Below are 15,289 nucleotides of genomic sequence, written 5' to 3'. Positions count from 1 at the left end.
AGTGTGCCGGGCCCGGCCGGGTCCGGCATGCGCTCCGGCGAATCGGCCCCGGGGGGCCGGGCCCGTGCTCAGGGGCAGCGGACGATCTGGCCCGCGTACGAGAGGTTGCCGCCGAAGCCGAAGAGGAGGACCGGGGCGCCCTTCGGGATCTCGCCGCGCTCGACGAGCTTGGAGAACGCCATCGGGATCGACGCGGCCGAGGTGTTGCCCGATTCGACGACGTCCTGGGCGATCACCGCGTTCACCGCGCCGATCCGCCGGGCCAGGGGTTCGATGATCCGCAGATTGGCCTGGTGGAGGACGACCGCCGCGAGATCGGCCGGGTCCACGCCGCCGCGCTCGCAGACCGAGCGGGCGATGGGCGGGAGCTGGGTGGTGGCCCAGCGGTAGACGGTCTGCCCCTCCTGGGCGAATCGGGGCGGCGTGCCTTCGATCCGTACGGCATGGCCCATCTCGGGCACCGAGCCCCAGACCACCGGCCCGATACCGGGAGCCGACGCCTCGTCGTGGCCCTCGTACTCGGCCGCCTCGACGACCGCCGCGCCCGCGCCGTCGCCGGTGAGCACGCAGGTCGTGCGGTCGGTCCAGTCCGTGATCGCGGTCATCTCGTCGGCGCCGATGACCAGGGCCCGGCGGGCCGAGCCGGCGCGGACCGCGTGGTCGGCGGTGGCCAGGGCGTGGGTGAAACCGGCGCAGACCACATTGAGGTCCATCACGGCGGGCGAGCCCATGCCGAGCCGGGCCGCGACCCGGGCCGCGGTGTTCGGGGAGCGGTCGATCGCCGTGGAGGTCGCGACCAGGACGAGGTCGATATCGCCGGGGGTCAGCCCGGCTCCGGCGAGGGCCTTCGCCGCGGCGTGCGCCGCCAGCTCGTCCACCGGCTCGTCGGCGGCGGCCCGGTGCCGGGTACGGATGCCGACCCGGGAGCGGATCCACTCGTCGCTGGTGTCCACCAGGGCTTCGAGGTCCGCATTGGTCAGGACGGACGCCGGCTGGTAGTGCCCCAGTGACGTGATACGCGATCCGATCATGGCCGGGTTCCCTTTCCGCGGACGTACGAACTCCCCAGTGTTCGCGGCTACCACCTGGTACGACGGCGGGTGACCCAACAGGATTCGCCCCCTGTTTTCTGTAGCTTTCCGGTGGAGCCGAGGGGGCCGGTGTGGCATGGGGGTACGCCGGGAAGGCGTGGGACGCCCTCCCGACGCCCTTCCGACGCCCTCCCGGCGGCCGTGGAACGGGCTCGGAACGGGCGCGGGGAACGGCACGGCGAGCCGTCGGCGGTGCCGGAGAATGGGTCCGCCGCCGTACGGCCCGACCGGGCCGTACGCCACCGGGCGGCGCAGCCGAAGAACGGGATGTGATCACCGATGGGACGGGTGACCGAGCGCCGCCGCACCCTCCGGATCAGGGACGGCGCGGTGTCCGACCGCCCGGACACCCTGGTCGTCGAGGAACCGCTGGAGATCCGGCTCAACGGCGAACCGCTGGCGATCACCATGCGCACCCCGGGCGACGACTTCGCCCTCGCCACCGGTTTCCTGGTCAGCGAGGGAGTGATCGGGGCGGCCGACGACATCCGGCAGATCCTGTACTGCGCGGGGGCGACCGCCGAGGGCGTGAACACCTACAACGTGGTCGATGTGAAGCTCGCGCCGGGCGTTCCCGAGCCCGAGACCGATCTGCGGCGCAAGGTGTACACCACGTCCTCGTGCGGGCTGTGCGGCAAGGCCAGCCTGGACGCCGTACGCACCCGGACCCGCTTCCCCGTCGCCGACTCCCCCGGGCTGCGGCTGACGCCCGAGCTGCTCGCCGGGCTCCCGGACCGGCTGCGGGCCGCGCAGCGGGTGTTCGACCGTACCGGCGGACTGCATGCGGCGGCCCTCTTCTCGGAGAGCGGTGAGCTGCTGGACGTACGGGAGGACGTGGGGCGGCACAACGCGGTCGACAAGCTGATCGGCCGGGCGGTGCAGAACGGCGGTCTGCCGCTGTCGCGTGCCGTGCTCCTGGTCTCCGGCCGGGCCTCCTTCGAGCTGGTCCAGAAGGCCGTGATGGCGGGGATTCCGGTGCTGGCGGCGGTGTCGGCGCCGTCGTCGCTCGCCGTGGACCTGGCGGCGGAGTCGGGGCTGACGCTGGTGGGTTTTCTGCGCGGCCCGAACATGAACGTGTACGCGGGCGCGGAGCGCATCGCCGTCGCGGGCGCGCTCCCGGTCGCGGTCGCCGAGAGCGCGGCGCCGGACGGCGCGGACGCCTGAGGCCACGGACTCCGCTCGGAAGCGCCCCCGCGCCGGGCGTGCGCGCCGCTCCACGCGCCGTCTTATATGCCGTTGTGCGCCCCAACGGGAGGTAAAGTTCGGCAAAACAGAAGTGTCCTGACGGGTCGGATTTCATGGAGATCCGACTCCACGGGCCCCCCGCCCTGCCCCGGTTCCGGGGGCCGGCCTCCGCATTTCCTCCCCTCGGCGCCTCTGACCTGTGGCGATGCTGTTCATCGCCCTGCGTGGCCATTCCTCCAATTGTTCGGCAACGGTGTCCCGCGGGGCTTCCCCGTGGGGTAGCGTCGCGCGCGCTGTGCGGAGCGCCACAAGGAGCAGGCCATTGCGCGAGTTCACTGTCCCCCCGCTGGACGCGCCCCCTCTCGTCGGCGGACTGGCCGACGCGGTGTTCCACCGCGCCGGACGGTTCCCGGAACGGGTCGCCCTCAGCCGCAGAGGCGCGAGCGGCGACTGGGAGGAGGTGACCTCGGCACGCTTCCGGGACGAGGTCCTCGCCCTCGCCAAGGGCCTGATAGCCGACGGGGTCCGGTTCGGCGACCGGGTCGCGCTGATGTGCCGTACCCGCTACGAGTGGACCCTCTTCGACTTCGCCCTGTGGACGGTCGGCGCCCACTCCGTCCCGGTGTACCCGACGTCCTCGCGGGAGCAGGTGTTCTGGATGCTCCAGGACGCCGAGGTGTCCGCCGCTCTGGTGGAGCACGAGGACCACGCCATGACCGTGGGCTCGCTGATCGGCGGGCTGCCGCTGCTCAAACGCCTGTGGCAGCTCGACGCGGGCGCGGTCGACGGTCTGATGGCGGCCGGTGAGCGCATCGACGACGAGGTGGTGCACCGGCACCGGCGCGCCGTGACCCCCGATTCCACGGCGACCGTCGTCTACACCTCGGGCACTTCGGGCCGCCCCCGGGGCTGCGTCCTGACCCATGCCCATCTGATGTTCGAGTGCGACACGCTGAACGAGCACTGGGAGGCGGCGCTGCGCGGCCGGCCCGGCGAGGACGCTTCGACACTGCTGTTCCTGCCGCTGGCGCATGTGTACGGGCGGATGGTGCAGATCGCGGCGGTCCGGAGCGGGGTGCGGCTCGCCCACCAGCCCGCGGTCGCGGGCGATGAGCTGCTGGCGGATCTGGCGTCCTTCCGGCCCACGTTCGTCCTGGCCGTGCCGTACGTCTTCGAGAAGATCTACGCCGAGGTGCGGCGGACGGCGGAGCGGGACGGCAAGGCGGGGAGCTTCGAGAAGGCGGCGGAGGCGGCCGTACGGTACGCGGAGGCGGTGGAGCAGCGGGCGTTCGGCCGGGGGCCGGGCCCGTCGGCGGCGATGCGGGTGCAGCACCAGTTGTTCGACCGGACGGTCTACTCGCGGGTACGGGAGCTGTTCGGGGGCCGGATGCGGCACGCCATGTCCGGCGGCTCGGCCATGGACCGGCGGCTCGGGCTCTTCTTCGAGGGCGCGGGCATCACCGTCATGGAGGGGTACGGGCTGACCGAGACCGCGGGCGCGGCGACCGGTAATCCGCCCGGCCGGACCAAGTTCGGCACGGTCGGACCGCCCGTACCGGGAACGACCGTCCATATCGCGGAGGACGGCGAGGTCTGGCTGCACGGACCGCAGGTCTTCGCCGGATACCACTCCGACCCGGCGGCCACCGCCGATGTCCTCCACGACGGCTGGCTGGCCACGGGCGATCTCGGCGCGCTGGACGAGGACGGCTATCTCACCATCGTGGGGCGGAAGAAGGAGGTCCTGGTGACCTCCGGCGGAAAGAGCGTCTCGCCGGTGCCGCTGGAGCAGCGGGTGTGTTCGCATCCGCTGGTGGCGCAGTGTCTGGTGGTCGGCGACGACCGGCCGTTCGTGGCGGCTCTGGTCACCGTGGACCAGGAGGCGGTGGACCACTGGCTGGCGATGCTCCGCCGGCCCGCGCTGGCACCCGGTGAGCTGGTGCGCGACCCGGAGCTGGAGACGGAGATCCGGCGGGCGGTGGTGCAGGCGAACGCGCAGGTGTCGCAGGCGGAGTCGATCCGTACGTTCCGGATACTGGCGCATCCCTTCACGGAGGAGCACGGGCTGCTCACCCCGTCCCTGAAGCTGAAGCGGCGGGCGATCGAAGAGGCTTATGCGGCGGAGGTGGAGGCGCTGTACCGGTGAGGCCCGGGCGCCGGGTGAGACAGGTGGGAAATCCGTCCTGAAATCGCCGTGGCGGGCGGCAGCGGGACCCCTGTGCCCCACAATGCCCGCATGAAATTCAGTTACGCGTTACTCCCCGACCACCCTGTCGCGGAGACCATCGAGACCATCGAACTCGCGGACGAGCTGGGGTTCTACGCCTGTTACGCGGCGGACGAGACCTGGCACAAGGATCTGTGGGTGCTGTTCGCCGCGGCGGCGAGCCGGACCCGGTCGATCAGGCTGGGCCCCAGCGTCTCCCCGGTGCTGCTGCGCGAGCCGACGCATGTGGCGCAGGCGCTGGCCACCCTGGACGAGGTATCGGGCGGACGGGCCGAAGCCGTGCTGTCCAGCGGGAACACGGGCCTGCTGGAGCAGTACCGGATCAACCCCGCGGGGATGAAGCCGCTCTCCCGCACCAAGGAGGCCCTGCATGTGGTGCGGACCCTCCTGGACGAGGGGGCCATCACCTTCGACGGCGAGTTCTACACGTACGACGGGCTGTTCACCTTCGCCAAGCCGGTGCAGGAGCGGGTGCCGCTGAAGCTCGGGGGGATGCGCGGGCCGCGCACCTTCGAGGCGGCCGGGGAGTTCTCGGACGGCTGCCACCATGCGCTGAGCTATACGCGGGAGGCGTACGAGTACATGGTCCGGCATCTGCGGATCGGTGCCGAGCGGGCGGGCAAGGACGTGGAGTCGCTGGACATCGGGGCCTGGGTGGTCTTGGCCACGGCGGAGGACTCGGCTGCGGCCCGGGAGGCGGCCCGCAGCATGGTCGGGATCTACGCGTCGTCGATGTCCGACGAGCAGCTGCTGCGCAACGGGGTGGACCCGGCGGAGGTGAAGCCGGTCGTGGACGCCGTCCGGGCGGGCGATCTGGCCCGGGGCATCGAGCTGACGACGCCCGAGGTCACCGAGCGGCTGTCGGTGTCGGGGACGCCCGAGGAGTGCGTCGAGAAGATCCGTGACGAGATCGCGGTGGCCGGGGTCAACCACCTGATCTGCGGGGTGACGGACCGGACCCTGGTGAAGGCCTTCACCGAGCGGGACCTGCCGCAGGTGCCGGGGGCGCAGGAGCAGCTGCGGCTGATCCACGACAGGATCATGCCCGCGTTCGCCTGACCGGCGGGTCTTGGGCCGGACCCGGCCACGGGGGGGTCGGGGATGCCCGATCGGTTCCGACGGCTTTTCATGGAGGCAGGCGTCCGTCCGACGGCGCCCCGGCGCACCGGGGAGCCGTCCCGGGTGCCTGCCCCCGTACAGCTGCCGAACAGAAGGACGCATCCCCCGTGAGCAAGGTCCCCTCCCTCACCCTCAACAACGGCGTCGCCATGCCGCAGCTCGGCTTCGGCGTCTGGCAGGTCTCCGACGACGAGGCGGTACAGGCGGTCTCCACGGCCCTGGAGGCCGGCTACCGCAGCATCGACACCGCCGCCGCGTACGAGAACGAGACCGGCACCGGCCGGGCCGTCGCCGCATCGGGCATCCCCCGCGAGGAGCTGTTCCTCACCACCAAGCTGTGGAACAGCGACCACGGGTACGACAAGGCGCTGCGCGCCTTCGACGCCTCACTCGCCCGCCTCGGCACGGACTACGTCGACCTGTATCTGATGCACTGGCCCGTACCGCGGCGGGACCTGTACGTCGACACCTGGCGCGCCTTCGAGAAGATCCTGTCCGACGGCCGGGCCCGCGCCGTCGGCGTGTCGAACTTCCTGCCGGGGCATCTGGACCGGCTCACCGCGGAGACTTCCGTCGTTCCCGCGGTCAACCAGATCGAACTGCACCCCCAGTTCCAGCAGGCGGAGTCGCGGGCCGCGCACCGGCGGCACGGCATCGTCACCGAGGCCTGGTCCCCGCTGGGCCAGGGCCGGGGGCTGCTGGAGGTGCCCACGGTGGCCGCGGTGGCCCGCAAGCACGACCGTACGCCCGCGCAGGTGGTCCTCCGCTGGCATCTGCAGTCGGGGAACGTCGTCATCCCGAAGTCCGTGACGCCCTCCCGGATCCGGGAGAACATCGACGTCTTCGACTTCGCACTGGACTCCGACGATCTGGCGGCCTTCGCGGCGCTGGACGAGGGGCGGCGGCTGGGCCCGGACCCGGCGGACTTCGGCTGAAGGGGTCCCTGGGCGCGCGCCCGGCGGGGCGCCCGGCTTCTCGTACGATCGTTCATCGGATCGCAGACGACACAGGCGACGCAGACGACGAGATCTTCGAGATCTTCGAGATCCGATAACGTCGCCGCGTACGAGGAGAACGGGGAGTACGGAACGGTGAGCGGGGCTTTCACACCGGGCCGCTATCTGGTGCGCAATATCGCCAGTGGGCTGGTCCTGGAGGTGTACGGCGGCGTCAAGAGCAGCGGCGCGGTCGTACAGCAGGCGCGGGAGACCGGTGAGGCGGTCCAGCAGTGGCAGATCGAACCGGTGCCGAACGGCAGCGGGCTCTACCACTTCGTGAGCGTCTCCAGCGGCAAACGGCTGGACGTCGCCGACGCCTCCACCGAGAACGGCGCCCGTATCCAGCAGTGGCGGCCCAACAACTTCGGCGCCCAGGAGTGGGTCATCGAATCGCTGGTGGACGCGCCCGGTACGTATGCCGTGGTCAGCTTTGTCAGCGGGCTGCTGCTGGAGGTGGCCGACGGCAGCAAGGAGCCGGGGGCCCGGGTCCAGCAGTGGGAGGACACGGACGGGGCGCATCAGCAGTGGCGGCTGGAGCCCTGCGGCTGAGGCGCCCGTCCCGGCCGGTCCGGCGGAGCCGGACCGGCCGGGAGGTGCTCAGGCGCGGCGGCCGGTGTGCACGGTGCGCGCGGTGAGCAGATGGAGGTCCGGGCGGCGGGCCAGCGACTGCGGGTCCGCCGGGTCGAGGAGGCGGTCGAGTGCGGCGATGTCGTCGTCCGCGAGCAGCCCGTCGGCGGACTCCCGGCGCCGGGTGAAGACCGCCGTCACATGCTCCCGGGCGGCTTCCGGCAGCGGAGCGGGCAGGTCCAGGAGGAACGAACGGGTGGCGGTGTCGGCCAGTCCGGCCGCGGTGAGCAGCGCCCGCCAGTCCTCGACCTCCTCCTTGGCGCCGGGCAGCTCGGCCCGCATCCGGCTGAACCAGTCGCTCTGCACGGCGTCGATACGGGCTTCCAGACCGGGCCGCCCGATGCCGATGTCGCGCGGCAGATGGCGGGTGGGCAGTCCGCCCTCGACGAGCGCGAGCAGCCCGCCGGGCCGCAGCAGCCCCGCCAGACCGTCGAGCATCGCGCGCTGGTCTCCGATGTGGTGGACCGCATCGCCCGCCCAGATCAGATCGGCGGTGCCCAGGGCGCCGAGGTCGCCGGGGAGTTCGGCGCGCACGGCCCGGAACCGGTCGCCGAGGCCCGCACGAGCGGCCCGGTCGGCGGCCCGGTCGAGCAGTTCGGGGGTGGCGTCGACGGCGACCACTTCGGCGTACGGGAACACCTCGGCCAGCAGGACCGTGAGCACTCCGGGGCCGCTGCCGACGTCCAGGACCCGGCGGACCGCGGCGGCCGGGATCTGCGCGGCGAGCCAGTGCGCGGCGTCGCGGTAGAGGGTGCTGTGGAGTTCGGCGCCGCGCTCCAGCAGGGGCGCCATCTGCTCCCAGTCCATCTCGTGGCCGCCGTGGGAGTGGGAGTGGGTACGGTCGGCGGGGGCAGCGTGGTGATCATGGTGACGGGTCATGGCCACAGGGTGACCCGGCGGGGCCGTCAGTGCGAGATTTCTTGCGGCTCCGGCAAAACGGCGAGCGCACCGGCACCGGCACCGGCACCGCCGGCGGTATCCGCGAGGGCGTCGGCTTCGTAGCCGCGTCGGGTGCGGTGCTCCTGCGGGCTGATGCCCCGGACGCGTTTGAAGGCGGCGCTCAGCGCGAAACCGCCGCTGTAGCCGACCCTGCGGGCGATCGACTCGACCGTCGCGTCCGTCTCCCGGAGCAGATCGGCCGCGAGGTCCAGCCGCCAGCGGGTGAGGTACGCCATCGGGGGCTCCCCCACCAGATCGTGGAAGCGCCGGGCCAGCGCGGCGCGGGACACCCCCGCCCCGGCGGCGAGGGACGCCACGGTCCAGGGGCGGGCGGGTTCGTCCTGCATCAGCCGGAGCACGGGGCCGGTGACGGGATCGCCCATGGCCCGGTACCAGGCCGGGGCGCTGGACTCGGGCCGGGAGAACCAGGAGCGCAGTGCCACCACCAGCACCAGGTCCAGGATGCGGTCGAGCATCACGCTCTGCCCCGGCTCGTCCTTGGCGATCTCGTCCTCCAGCACCGGGAGCAGGGGGCAGGCCCACTCCCCGGCGCGGAGGTGCACCAGCGGCGGGAGTGCGTCCAGCAGCCGCCCGCTGACCTCGCCCTCCATCAGATAGGTGCCGACCTGCATCACGACCGAGCCCTCGGGGTCGTTGCCCCAGGTCCGTACCCCGTGGAGCAGCGACTGCCCGAGCGGTTCGCCGTTCAGCGTGCGGCAGATCCCGCCGGGGGCGACCAGTGCCTGCGGCGGGCTCCCGGGATCGTCGGCGATGGTGTACGGGTCGGGGCCGCGGGCGATGGCGACGTCGCCGGGCCGCATCAGCACCGGCTCCCCCCGGTCGGGAACGAGCCACGCTTCGCCCTCGGTCATGCACATCAGGGACAGGGGCGCCCGGTCCTCGACCCGGACGGACCACGGCGGCTCCATCACCATGCGCAGCAGGAACGCGCCCCGGGCACGGGGGCCGTCGAGCAGACCGCCGAGTACATCCATACGGTGCAGCGTAGACGACCGCGTATGGGGCTGAGCCTGTGGCGCATGGAGAGTCCAGCGCCCTGCTGTGAACCTTGAGGCATGACGGAACAGAACGCGACAGAACACCGGACCGGCACGGCGAACACGAAGGACACGAAGGACACGAAGGACGTAACAGATGCCGAGCACGCGGCGGGGTCCGGGCCGGTGACCGTGCTGGTGACGGCGGCGACCGGGAAGACCGGACGGCGGGTCGTGGAGCGGCTGACCGCGGCGGGCCTGCGGGTCCGGGCGGGCTCGCGCACCGGGGAGACCGTCTTCGACTGGGAGGCCCCGGACACCTGGGCCCCCGCGCTCAAGGGCGCCGACCTGGCCTATGTGAACTACTTCCCCGATCTCGCGGCGCCCGGCGCGATCGCGGCGATGCGCGCCTTCGGACGGGAGGCCGCCGCGGCCGGGGTCCGCAGGCTGGTGCTGCTCTCCGGACGCGGCGAGCCGGAGGCGGTCTTCTCGGAGGGCGCGCTCGCCGACGCGGGCGTACCGGTCACGGTGGTCCGCGGGGCGTTCTTCGCGCAGAACTTCAGCGAGGGGTGGCTCGGGGAGGGGCTGGAACAGGGCGAGATCGCCTTCCCGGCCGGGGACACCGGGGAACCCTTCGTGGACGCCGAGGACCTCGCGGACGTGCTGGTCGCCACGCTCACCGACGAGCGGCACGCGGGCCGCACCTACGAGATCACCGGTCCGCGGGTGGTCACCTTCGCCGAGGCGGCCGCGGAGATCTCCCGGGCGGCCGGGCGCGAGATCCGCTATATCCCGGTGTCGGGGGACGAGTACCGGGCGGGTCTTGAGGCGTCGGGACTCCCGCCGGCGGAGGCGGCCTGGCTGACCGAGCTGTTCGGGACGCTGCTGGACGGGCACAACGCGAGCACGACGGACGGTGTCCGGGAGGTCCTGGGCCGGGAGCCGCGCGATTTCGCCGCGTTCGCCCGGCGGGAGTGGGGCGGCGGAAACTGAGCGGGGCGGCGGCCGGTCAGGGGGTGTCGCCGGGGTTCCGTGAGCGGTACTCGTCGAGGACCCGGGCGACCGTATCGGCTTCGGCCGCGGTTTTGTCGGGCCGGTAGCGGACGACCCGGGCGAACCGCAGCGTGACCCCGGCCGGGTAGCGCGGCGAACGCTGGACGCCGTCGTACGCGATCTCCACGACCAGCTCGGGCCTGACCCGTACGGTGAATCCGTCGTCCGCGACCGCCAGGGCGCCGAGCTCCCGGGTCTGCCGGCGCAGCACTTCGTCGCTGAGGCCCTTGAAGGTCTTGCCGAGCATCACGAAGGTGCCGTCGTCGGCCCGGGCGCCGAGGTGGAGGTTGGAGAGCAGCCCGGTGCGGCGGCCGTGGCCCCGTTCGGCCGCCAGGACCACCAGGTCGAGGGTGTGGACCGGTTTCACCTTGAGCCAGGAGCGGCCGCGCCGTCCGGCGGCGTACGGTGCGTCGAGCGCCTTCACCAGGACGCCCTCGTGGCCGCGGGCCAGCGTGTCCGCGAGGAACGACTCGGCGGCGGCGAGCCCGCCGGGGTCGGCGGGGTCGGGGAGCACCAGGCGGCGTACCCGCAGCGGTTCGGCGAGCAGCCCGGCGAGTACGGCGTGGCGTTCGGCCCCGGGGAGGTCGAGGGTCTCCTCGCCGTCCGCGGCGAGGACGTCGAAGAAGACCGGGGTGACCGGCAGCGCGGCCCGGGCCGCGGTCACATCGGCGCGGGAGCCGACCCGGGAGGCGATCCGCTGGAAGGACACGGGGCGGCCGGTCCCGTCCACGGCGATGACTTCGCCGTCGAGGACGAACCGGTCGCCGGACGCGGCCCGGGCCACGGCGACGACCTCGGGCAGCCGGTCGGTGATGTCGTCCAGGGAGCGGGTGAAGACCCGTACCGTGTCGCCGTCGCGGTGCACCTGGACGCGGATGCCGTCGAGCTTCTCCTCGACCGCGCAGGGGGCGCCGAGGGCGGTCACGGCCTCGGTCACGGAGGCGGCGGTGTGCGCCAGCATCGGCAGTACCGGACGGCCGACGCGCAGCCCGAACCGGCCCAGCGCGGCGGGTCCGTCGGAGAGCAGCGCGGCGGCGACCCGCGGCAGCGAGCCGTCGAGCATCACGGCCCGGCGGACGGCGCCGGGCTCGGCCCCGGTGGTCCGGGCGACCGCCTCCAGGGCGATCGCGTCCAGCGCGCCCTGCCGGACCTCCCCGAGGAGCAGCCCGGTCAGGAAGGCCTGTTCGGCGGCGGTCGCGGCGCCCAGCAGGGCGTCGAGGGCCCGGGCGCGGGCGGCCCGCGAACCGGGTCCGGCGACGGCGGCGAGCGCGGTCAGTGCCCGGTCGGTGGCCGTGACCGTCAGAGCCGGGGCCGCGGCGGGCGGCGGCGGGGCCTTGAGGGCGTTCCAGCCGACTCCGATCCGGCCCTGGGGCAGCCGTCCGGACAGATAGGCGATGACCAGGGCGGCCTCGGCGGGTTCGGTCTCCGCGAACACCTCGGCGAGCAGGGCGGTCTTCCGTGACCGCGCGGAGGCGTCGGCCACCGCCCGAGACGCTTCGGCGAGCCGTGCCAGCAGCATGCGGTCATCGTGCCCCGGGGCGGGCGGGCGCGCACCCGGGGCCGACTCCTGTGGGTGGACTGCGGTGGGGATGCGTCCGGTCCGCCGGGTGCGGCGGGCGCGGGCTGCGGGCTGCGGGCTGTGGGCTGTGGGCTGTGGGCTGTGGGCTGTGGGCCACGATCCGTTTCCCCGGCCGACTCTCCGGTGTTGACCTGGCAGATTGTGCAAGAACCTTGTCCAAAAAATTTGCAACCCGCCCGGGATCCGGTACGTGTGTGCGAAACCGTGGGTACGGTGTGCTGCCGGAACCCCGGCGGACCCGGCGGACCGCGCCGAGGGCCGCCGCCGATCGCCACGGTCGTCGAGCGGAGGGAGCCCCGTGGGCAGCAAGAGCACCCGGAGTGCGATGCGTGAGCTCCGTGACGATCTGGCCCGTACCCTCGAACGGGCCCGCCCCGAAGGGGCCGAGGAGCTGTTCGACGCCCTCTGCGACCGGCTGGGCGAGCGCCGGGGACGGCCGGTGGTGCTGCGGCTGGTGGAGTTCCCGCCGGGTACGGCGAGCGGGCTCTATCTCGACCTGGGCGACCGGGACGTCATCTGCGTCCAGACGAACACCCATCCGCTTCATCAGCTGGTGATATTCGGTCACGAGGTCTGGCACATGATGGCCGGGCACGGTGTGCGGCATCCGGCCGAACCTGCGTCCGGACCGCTCCGGGATCCGGATCCGGATCCCGGCAGGCCGCAGGTGCGGGCCGGAGGGGTGGTCACCGTTCCCGCCCGCCTTCCGGTGACCGCTGACGTCCCGGCGGGCGCGGGCGTCGCGCACTCCGCCGTGCAGAGTCTGGCCGCGCGGACCGACTTCCGGCAGCGGGAGGAGTCCGAGGCGGAGACCTTCGGTCTGGAACTCGGCTCCCATCTGCGCGGATGGCTGGACGGAACACGTCCGGCGGCCCCGGGTACCGGCCTTGCCGAACGGATCCGGACCTCCCTCGGACACCATCGGCCCCACTGACCCGGCCGGTCGGCCTCGGGCCTCCCGCCCCAGGTGCGGCGGCGCCCGCCCCGCGAGGCGTATTACCGTCTCGGCTATGACAACTCTCGTGACTGCCCCGGGTGTCGGTCCGCTGCTCCGCGGATGGCGTGAGCGCCGCGGGGTGAGCCAGCTCGACCTGGCCCTGCGCGCCGATTCCTCGGCCCGTCACATCAGCTTCATCGAGACCGGGCGCTCCCGCCCCAGCGAGGAGATGATCCTCCGGCTCGCCGAGCACCTCGACGTCCCCGTCAGGGAACAGAACGCGCTGCTGCTGGCGGGCGGCTACGCGCCCCGCTTCCCGGAGACGTCCCTCGACGATCCGTCGATGGGGGCGCTGATGGAGGGCATCCAGCAGCTTCTGCACGGCTACGACCCCTATCCGGCGGTGGTCGTCGACGGTCTGTACAACGTCGTCGCGGCGAATCTCGGCATGACCCGGCTGCTCGAAGGGATCGCGCCCCATCTGCTGGCACCGCCGCTGAACGGGATGCGCATCACCCTGCATCCGGAGGGGCTCGCGCCGCGGATCCGCAATCTGCGGGAGTGGCGGCACCATCTGCGCCACCAGATGGAGCGGCAGCTCGCGCTGGTCCGCTCGGAGGAACTGCGGAAGCTGTACGAGGAGGTGTCCGCCTATCCGGTGCCCGAGGGCCCGGGGGACGGGGCGGAGGCCGAGGAGCAGCCCCCGTACCCGTACTTCGCGCTGCCGATGGTCATCGAGCACGAGGGGCATGTCCTGTCCCTGGTCTCGTCGATCTCCACGTTCAACACGCCCATGGACGTGACCGTGTCGGAGCTGGCGATCGAAACGTTCCTTCCGGCCGATCCGGAGACGGTCGCCTACCTCCGGTCGCTGGTCTGAGCACGCGCCGCTGCCCGGTTCCTGATCCGGAACCGGGCAGCGGGGGGTGGGGGGTGGAACGGCGGCCCGGGGGCCGGTACTTCAGCGGTGGGCGACGCCGGACCGGAGGGCGGACCACTGGACGGCGGCGAACCCGGCGACCGTCATGGCCTGCATCGGGATCCACACGGCTCCGGCGGCGGTGGGGTCGAACCAGAGGACGACCGAGAGCAGGCTGACGACGGCCCAGACGATGTTGGCGTCGACGACGGCCTTCACGGCGGCCGGGGCGGGCTGCGGCCGGGAGCCGATGAGCGCGACGCCGACGGCATAGGCGACGAGGAAGATGCCGAGCCCCAGCAGCAGGCCGCTGTCGACGCCGAGCAGCCGCCCCACCGGGCCCGAAGCAGCCACGTAGACCAGCCCGTTGGCGCCGGTGACGACGGCGTCGGCGGCGAGGAACCGGCGGAGCATTGCGGTGGTGTTCTCGGTGCGGGCGAGGCCGGCGAGCAGAGCGGTTGCGGTCATGGGGATCAGCCTCCATCAGCGGCGGACGGCCATCGGGCCGGGTTTCTTCTCCCGGCGCCCGGGCGGAGTGCGCCGCCCGGTTCCGGTAGGAGAAGACTGCCGCCGGGGGCCCGACCGGGTCGATTACGCAGGAGGTAATGCCACCGGGGTGGTCGCCGGGTCGTGTCCGGGCCGCCGCGGGCCGGCCGGGGGCGGGCCCCGGCCGGCCCCGGGGTCAGGACCTACCGTTGTCGCGGCCGCGGGCCAGGGCGGGGCCGGGTTCGGACCGGGGTTCCGGTTCGTCGCGCTTGCCGCTGTCGTCGGCGGGCTGCTGCTTCTGCGAGCCGGCCCGCTTCTCGGCGAAGTCGGCGGCCCGCGCGGCGTCGGCGCGCAGCATGGCGTTCAGGGCGGCGAAGGGGTCGATGGGCATGACGGTGCACCTCGGGTGTGGGAAGGGGGACGCGCCGCGGCCCTTCGGTGGGGGCCGGAGCGGCGGTCTGCGGTCCGCTGACGCGGCCGGACCCACCGGGCCTGGCCGCGCGGCACCGTCAGCAGCGCAGCACCACGCACCGGAGTACGGCGGGCGGCCGGGGGGCCGGGGGCAGTGCCCTCCCCGGGGCCGGGGCCTGCCCTGTCGCGGGTGTCGCGGGGCAACGGCCGGGCGGCCGGGCGGCGGACCGGGCACGGGAGACCGGGGCGGTCGCCCCGACGGCCTCTTCGAACTGCCCCTCCGGCGCGGCGTCTCCCGTGAAGGAGACCGGGGTGCGTACCTCCGCGGCCTCGGCCGGCTGGGCGCCCGCGCCCAGGGAGAGCCCCACCAGCGCGAGGAGCGCCACTACGGCCAGCAGCCCTCGCCGGACGGGGGCACGGCCGGAACGGCGGTGCGGGGCGACCGGCGGCTGGTTCATGGGGCGCGACCTCCTGGACATGCATCCAGTCCCCGCAATCCGCCCCGACACGGCAGCAGCCCGTCAGGATCCCCTCTCCCGGGGGACGCGGATTAGCCCGATTCCCCCTGCGAGCGCGATGCCCAGGAGCCCCCGGCGGTAACCAGGGGGGCACACGAGCCCGCAAGGTACGACAGCGGAACCCAGGTCGTCTCTTTCGGATCTTGCCGGGCTCGCACGCCTCCCCCGGCTACCGCTGGGGGGTGCCCCCGGCCACGCCCTC

At 73.2% G+C, this 15,289-nt stretch carries 15 protein-coding genes; 8 read left to right on the top strand and 7 right to left on the bottom strand.

Translation table 11 applies throughout. The annotated features are described in order from the left end of the window. Positions 1–68: 68 nt before the first annotated feature. Positions 69–1,031: a beta-ketoacyl-ACP synthase III gene (locus tag B7R87_RS28575; protein WP_006345539.1), complete on the bottom strand. Its 963-nt coding sequence runs from the start codon at positions 1,029–1,031 to the stop codon at positions 69–71. Positions 1,032–1,370: 339 nt separating this feature from the next. On the opposite strand from B7R87_RS28575, the gene fdhD reads away from it, so the two are divergent. The 5 genes from fdhD (at position 1,371) to B7R87_RS28550 (ending at position 7,169) form a co-directional block, all read left to right on the top strand. Then, positions 1,371–2,255: a formate dehydrogenase accessory sulfurtransferase FdhD gene (gene fdhD / locus B7R87_RS28570; RefSeq protein WP_006345540.1), complete on the top strand. Its 885-nt coding sequence runs from the start codon at positions 1,371–1,373 to the stop codon at positions 2,253–2,255. Positions 2,256–2,598: 343 nt separating this feature from the next. After that, the gene (locus tag B7R87_RS28565) at positions 2,599–4,422 is read left to right on the top strand and encodes an AMP-dependent synthetase/ligase (protein WP_006345541.1); all 1,824 of its coding nucleotides are present in this window, start codon (positions 2,599–2,601) and stop codon (positions 4,420–4,422) included. 90 nt (positions 4,423–4,512) lie between these two features. Next, the gene (locus B7R87_RS28560) at positions 4,513–5,562 is read left to right on the top strand and encodes an LLM class flavin-dependent oxidoreductase (RefSeq protein ID WP_040913362.1); all 1,050 of its coding nucleotides are present in this window, start codon (positions 4,513–4,515) and stop codon (positions 5,560–5,562) included. Between the two features lie 167 nt (positions 5,563–5,729). Next, positions 5,730–6,557 (top strand): aldo/keto reductase, encoded by an 828-nt coding sequence (locus tag B7R87_RS28555; protein WP_006345543.1) that lies wholly within the window; start codon positions 5,730–5,732, stop codon positions 6,555–6,557. A 156-nt stretch (positions 6,558–6,713) separates the two neighbouring features. Next, the gene (locus B7R87_RS28550; RefSeq protein WP_006345544.1) at positions 6,714–7,169 is read left to right on the top strand and encodes an RICIN domain-containing protein; all 456 of its coding nucleotides are present in this window, start codon (positions 6,714–6,716) and stop codon (positions 7,167–7,169) included. 48 nt (positions 7,170–7,217) lie between these two features. Here B7R87_RS28550 and B7R87_RS28545 read toward each other — a convergent pair whose 3' ends face one another. Further along, a complete protein-coding gene (locus B7R87_RS28545) occupies positions 7,218–8,126 on the bottom strand; it encodes a class I SAM-dependent methyltransferase (RefSeq protein ID WP_040913368.1) in 909 nt (302 codons plus the stop codon). Positions 8,127–8,152: 26 nt separating this feature from the next. After that, on the bottom strand, positions 8,153–9,181 hold the full coding sequence (locus B7R87_RS28540) for an AraC family transcriptional regulator (RefSeq protein ID WP_006345546.1): 1,029 nt from the start codon (positions 9,179–9,181) through the stop codon (positions 8,153–8,155). Between the two features lie 81 nt (positions 9,182–9,262). Here B7R87_RS28540 and B7R87_RS28535 point away from each other — a divergent pair, with 81 nt between their 5' ends. Next, positions 9,263–10,177: a Rossmann-fold NAD(P)-binding domain-containing protein gene (locus B7R87_RS28535; protein WP_006345547.1), complete on the top strand. Its 915-nt coding sequence runs from the start codon at positions 9,263–9,265 to the stop codon at positions 10,175–10,177. Between the two features lie 16 nt (positions 10,178–10,193). Here the strand turns inward: B7R87_RS28535 and B7R87_RS28530 are convergent, their stop codons facing one another. Then, positions 10,194–11,756: an ATP-dependent DNA ligase gene (locus B7R87_RS28530; RefSeq protein WP_130584725.1), complete on the bottom strand. Its 1,563-nt coding sequence runs from the start codon at positions 11,754–11,756 to the stop codon at positions 10,194–10,196. 385 nt (positions 11,757–12,141) lie between these two features. Here B7R87_RS28530 and B7R87_RS28525 point away from each other — a divergent pair, with 385 nt between their 5' ends. Together B7R87_RS28525 and B7R87_RS28520 are read left to right on the top strand one after the other, a co-directional pair. Further along, entirely contained in the window at positions 12,142–12,750 is a 609-nt protein-coding gene (locus B7R87_RS28525) for a hypothetical protein (protein ID WP_040913379.1), read from the top strand. 76 nt (positions 12,751–12,826) lie between these two features. Continuing rightward, complete coding sequence (locus tag B7R87_RS28520) at positions 12,827–13,633, top strand: helix-turn-helix domain-containing protein (RefSeq protein WP_040913376.1); 807 nt, start codon at positions 12,827–12,829, stop codon at positions 13,631–13,633. A gap of 81 nt (positions 13,634–13,714) precedes the next feature. Here B7R87_RS28520 and B7R87_RS28515 read toward each other — a convergent pair whose 3' ends face one another. From B7R87_RS28515 to B7R87_RS28505, 3 genes are all read right to left on the bottom strand, one after another. Further along, a complete protein-coding gene (locus tag B7R87_RS28515; protein WP_006345552.1) occupies positions 13,715–14,140 on the bottom strand; it encodes a hypothetical protein in 426 nt (141 codons plus the stop codon). Positions 14,141–14,354: 214 nt separating this feature from the next. Beyond that, the gene (locus tag B7R87_RS28510; RefSeq protein ID WP_130584724.1) at positions 14,355–14,549 is read right to left on the bottom strand and encodes a hypothetical protein; all 195 of its coding nucleotides are present in this window, start codon (positions 14,547–14,549) and stop codon (positions 14,355–14,357) included. A gap of 118 nt (positions 14,550–14,667) precedes the next feature. Then, on the bottom strand, positions 14,668–15,027 hold the full coding sequence (locus tag B7R87_RS28505; RefSeq protein WP_157997811.1) for a hypothetical protein: 360 nt from the start codon (positions 15,025–15,027) through the stop codon (positions 14,668–14,670). Between the last annotated feature and the right edge of the window lie 262 nt (positions 15,028–15,289).

This window comes from Streptomyces tsukubensis (assembly GCF_003932715.1).
Lineage (GTDB): Bacteria > Actinomycetota > Actinomycetes > Streptomycetales > Streptomycetaceae > Streptomyces > Streptomyces tsukubensis.
The sequence above is the reverse complement of the archived record's forward strand: the minus strand, read 5'-3'. Positions and strand labels throughout refer to the sequence as shown.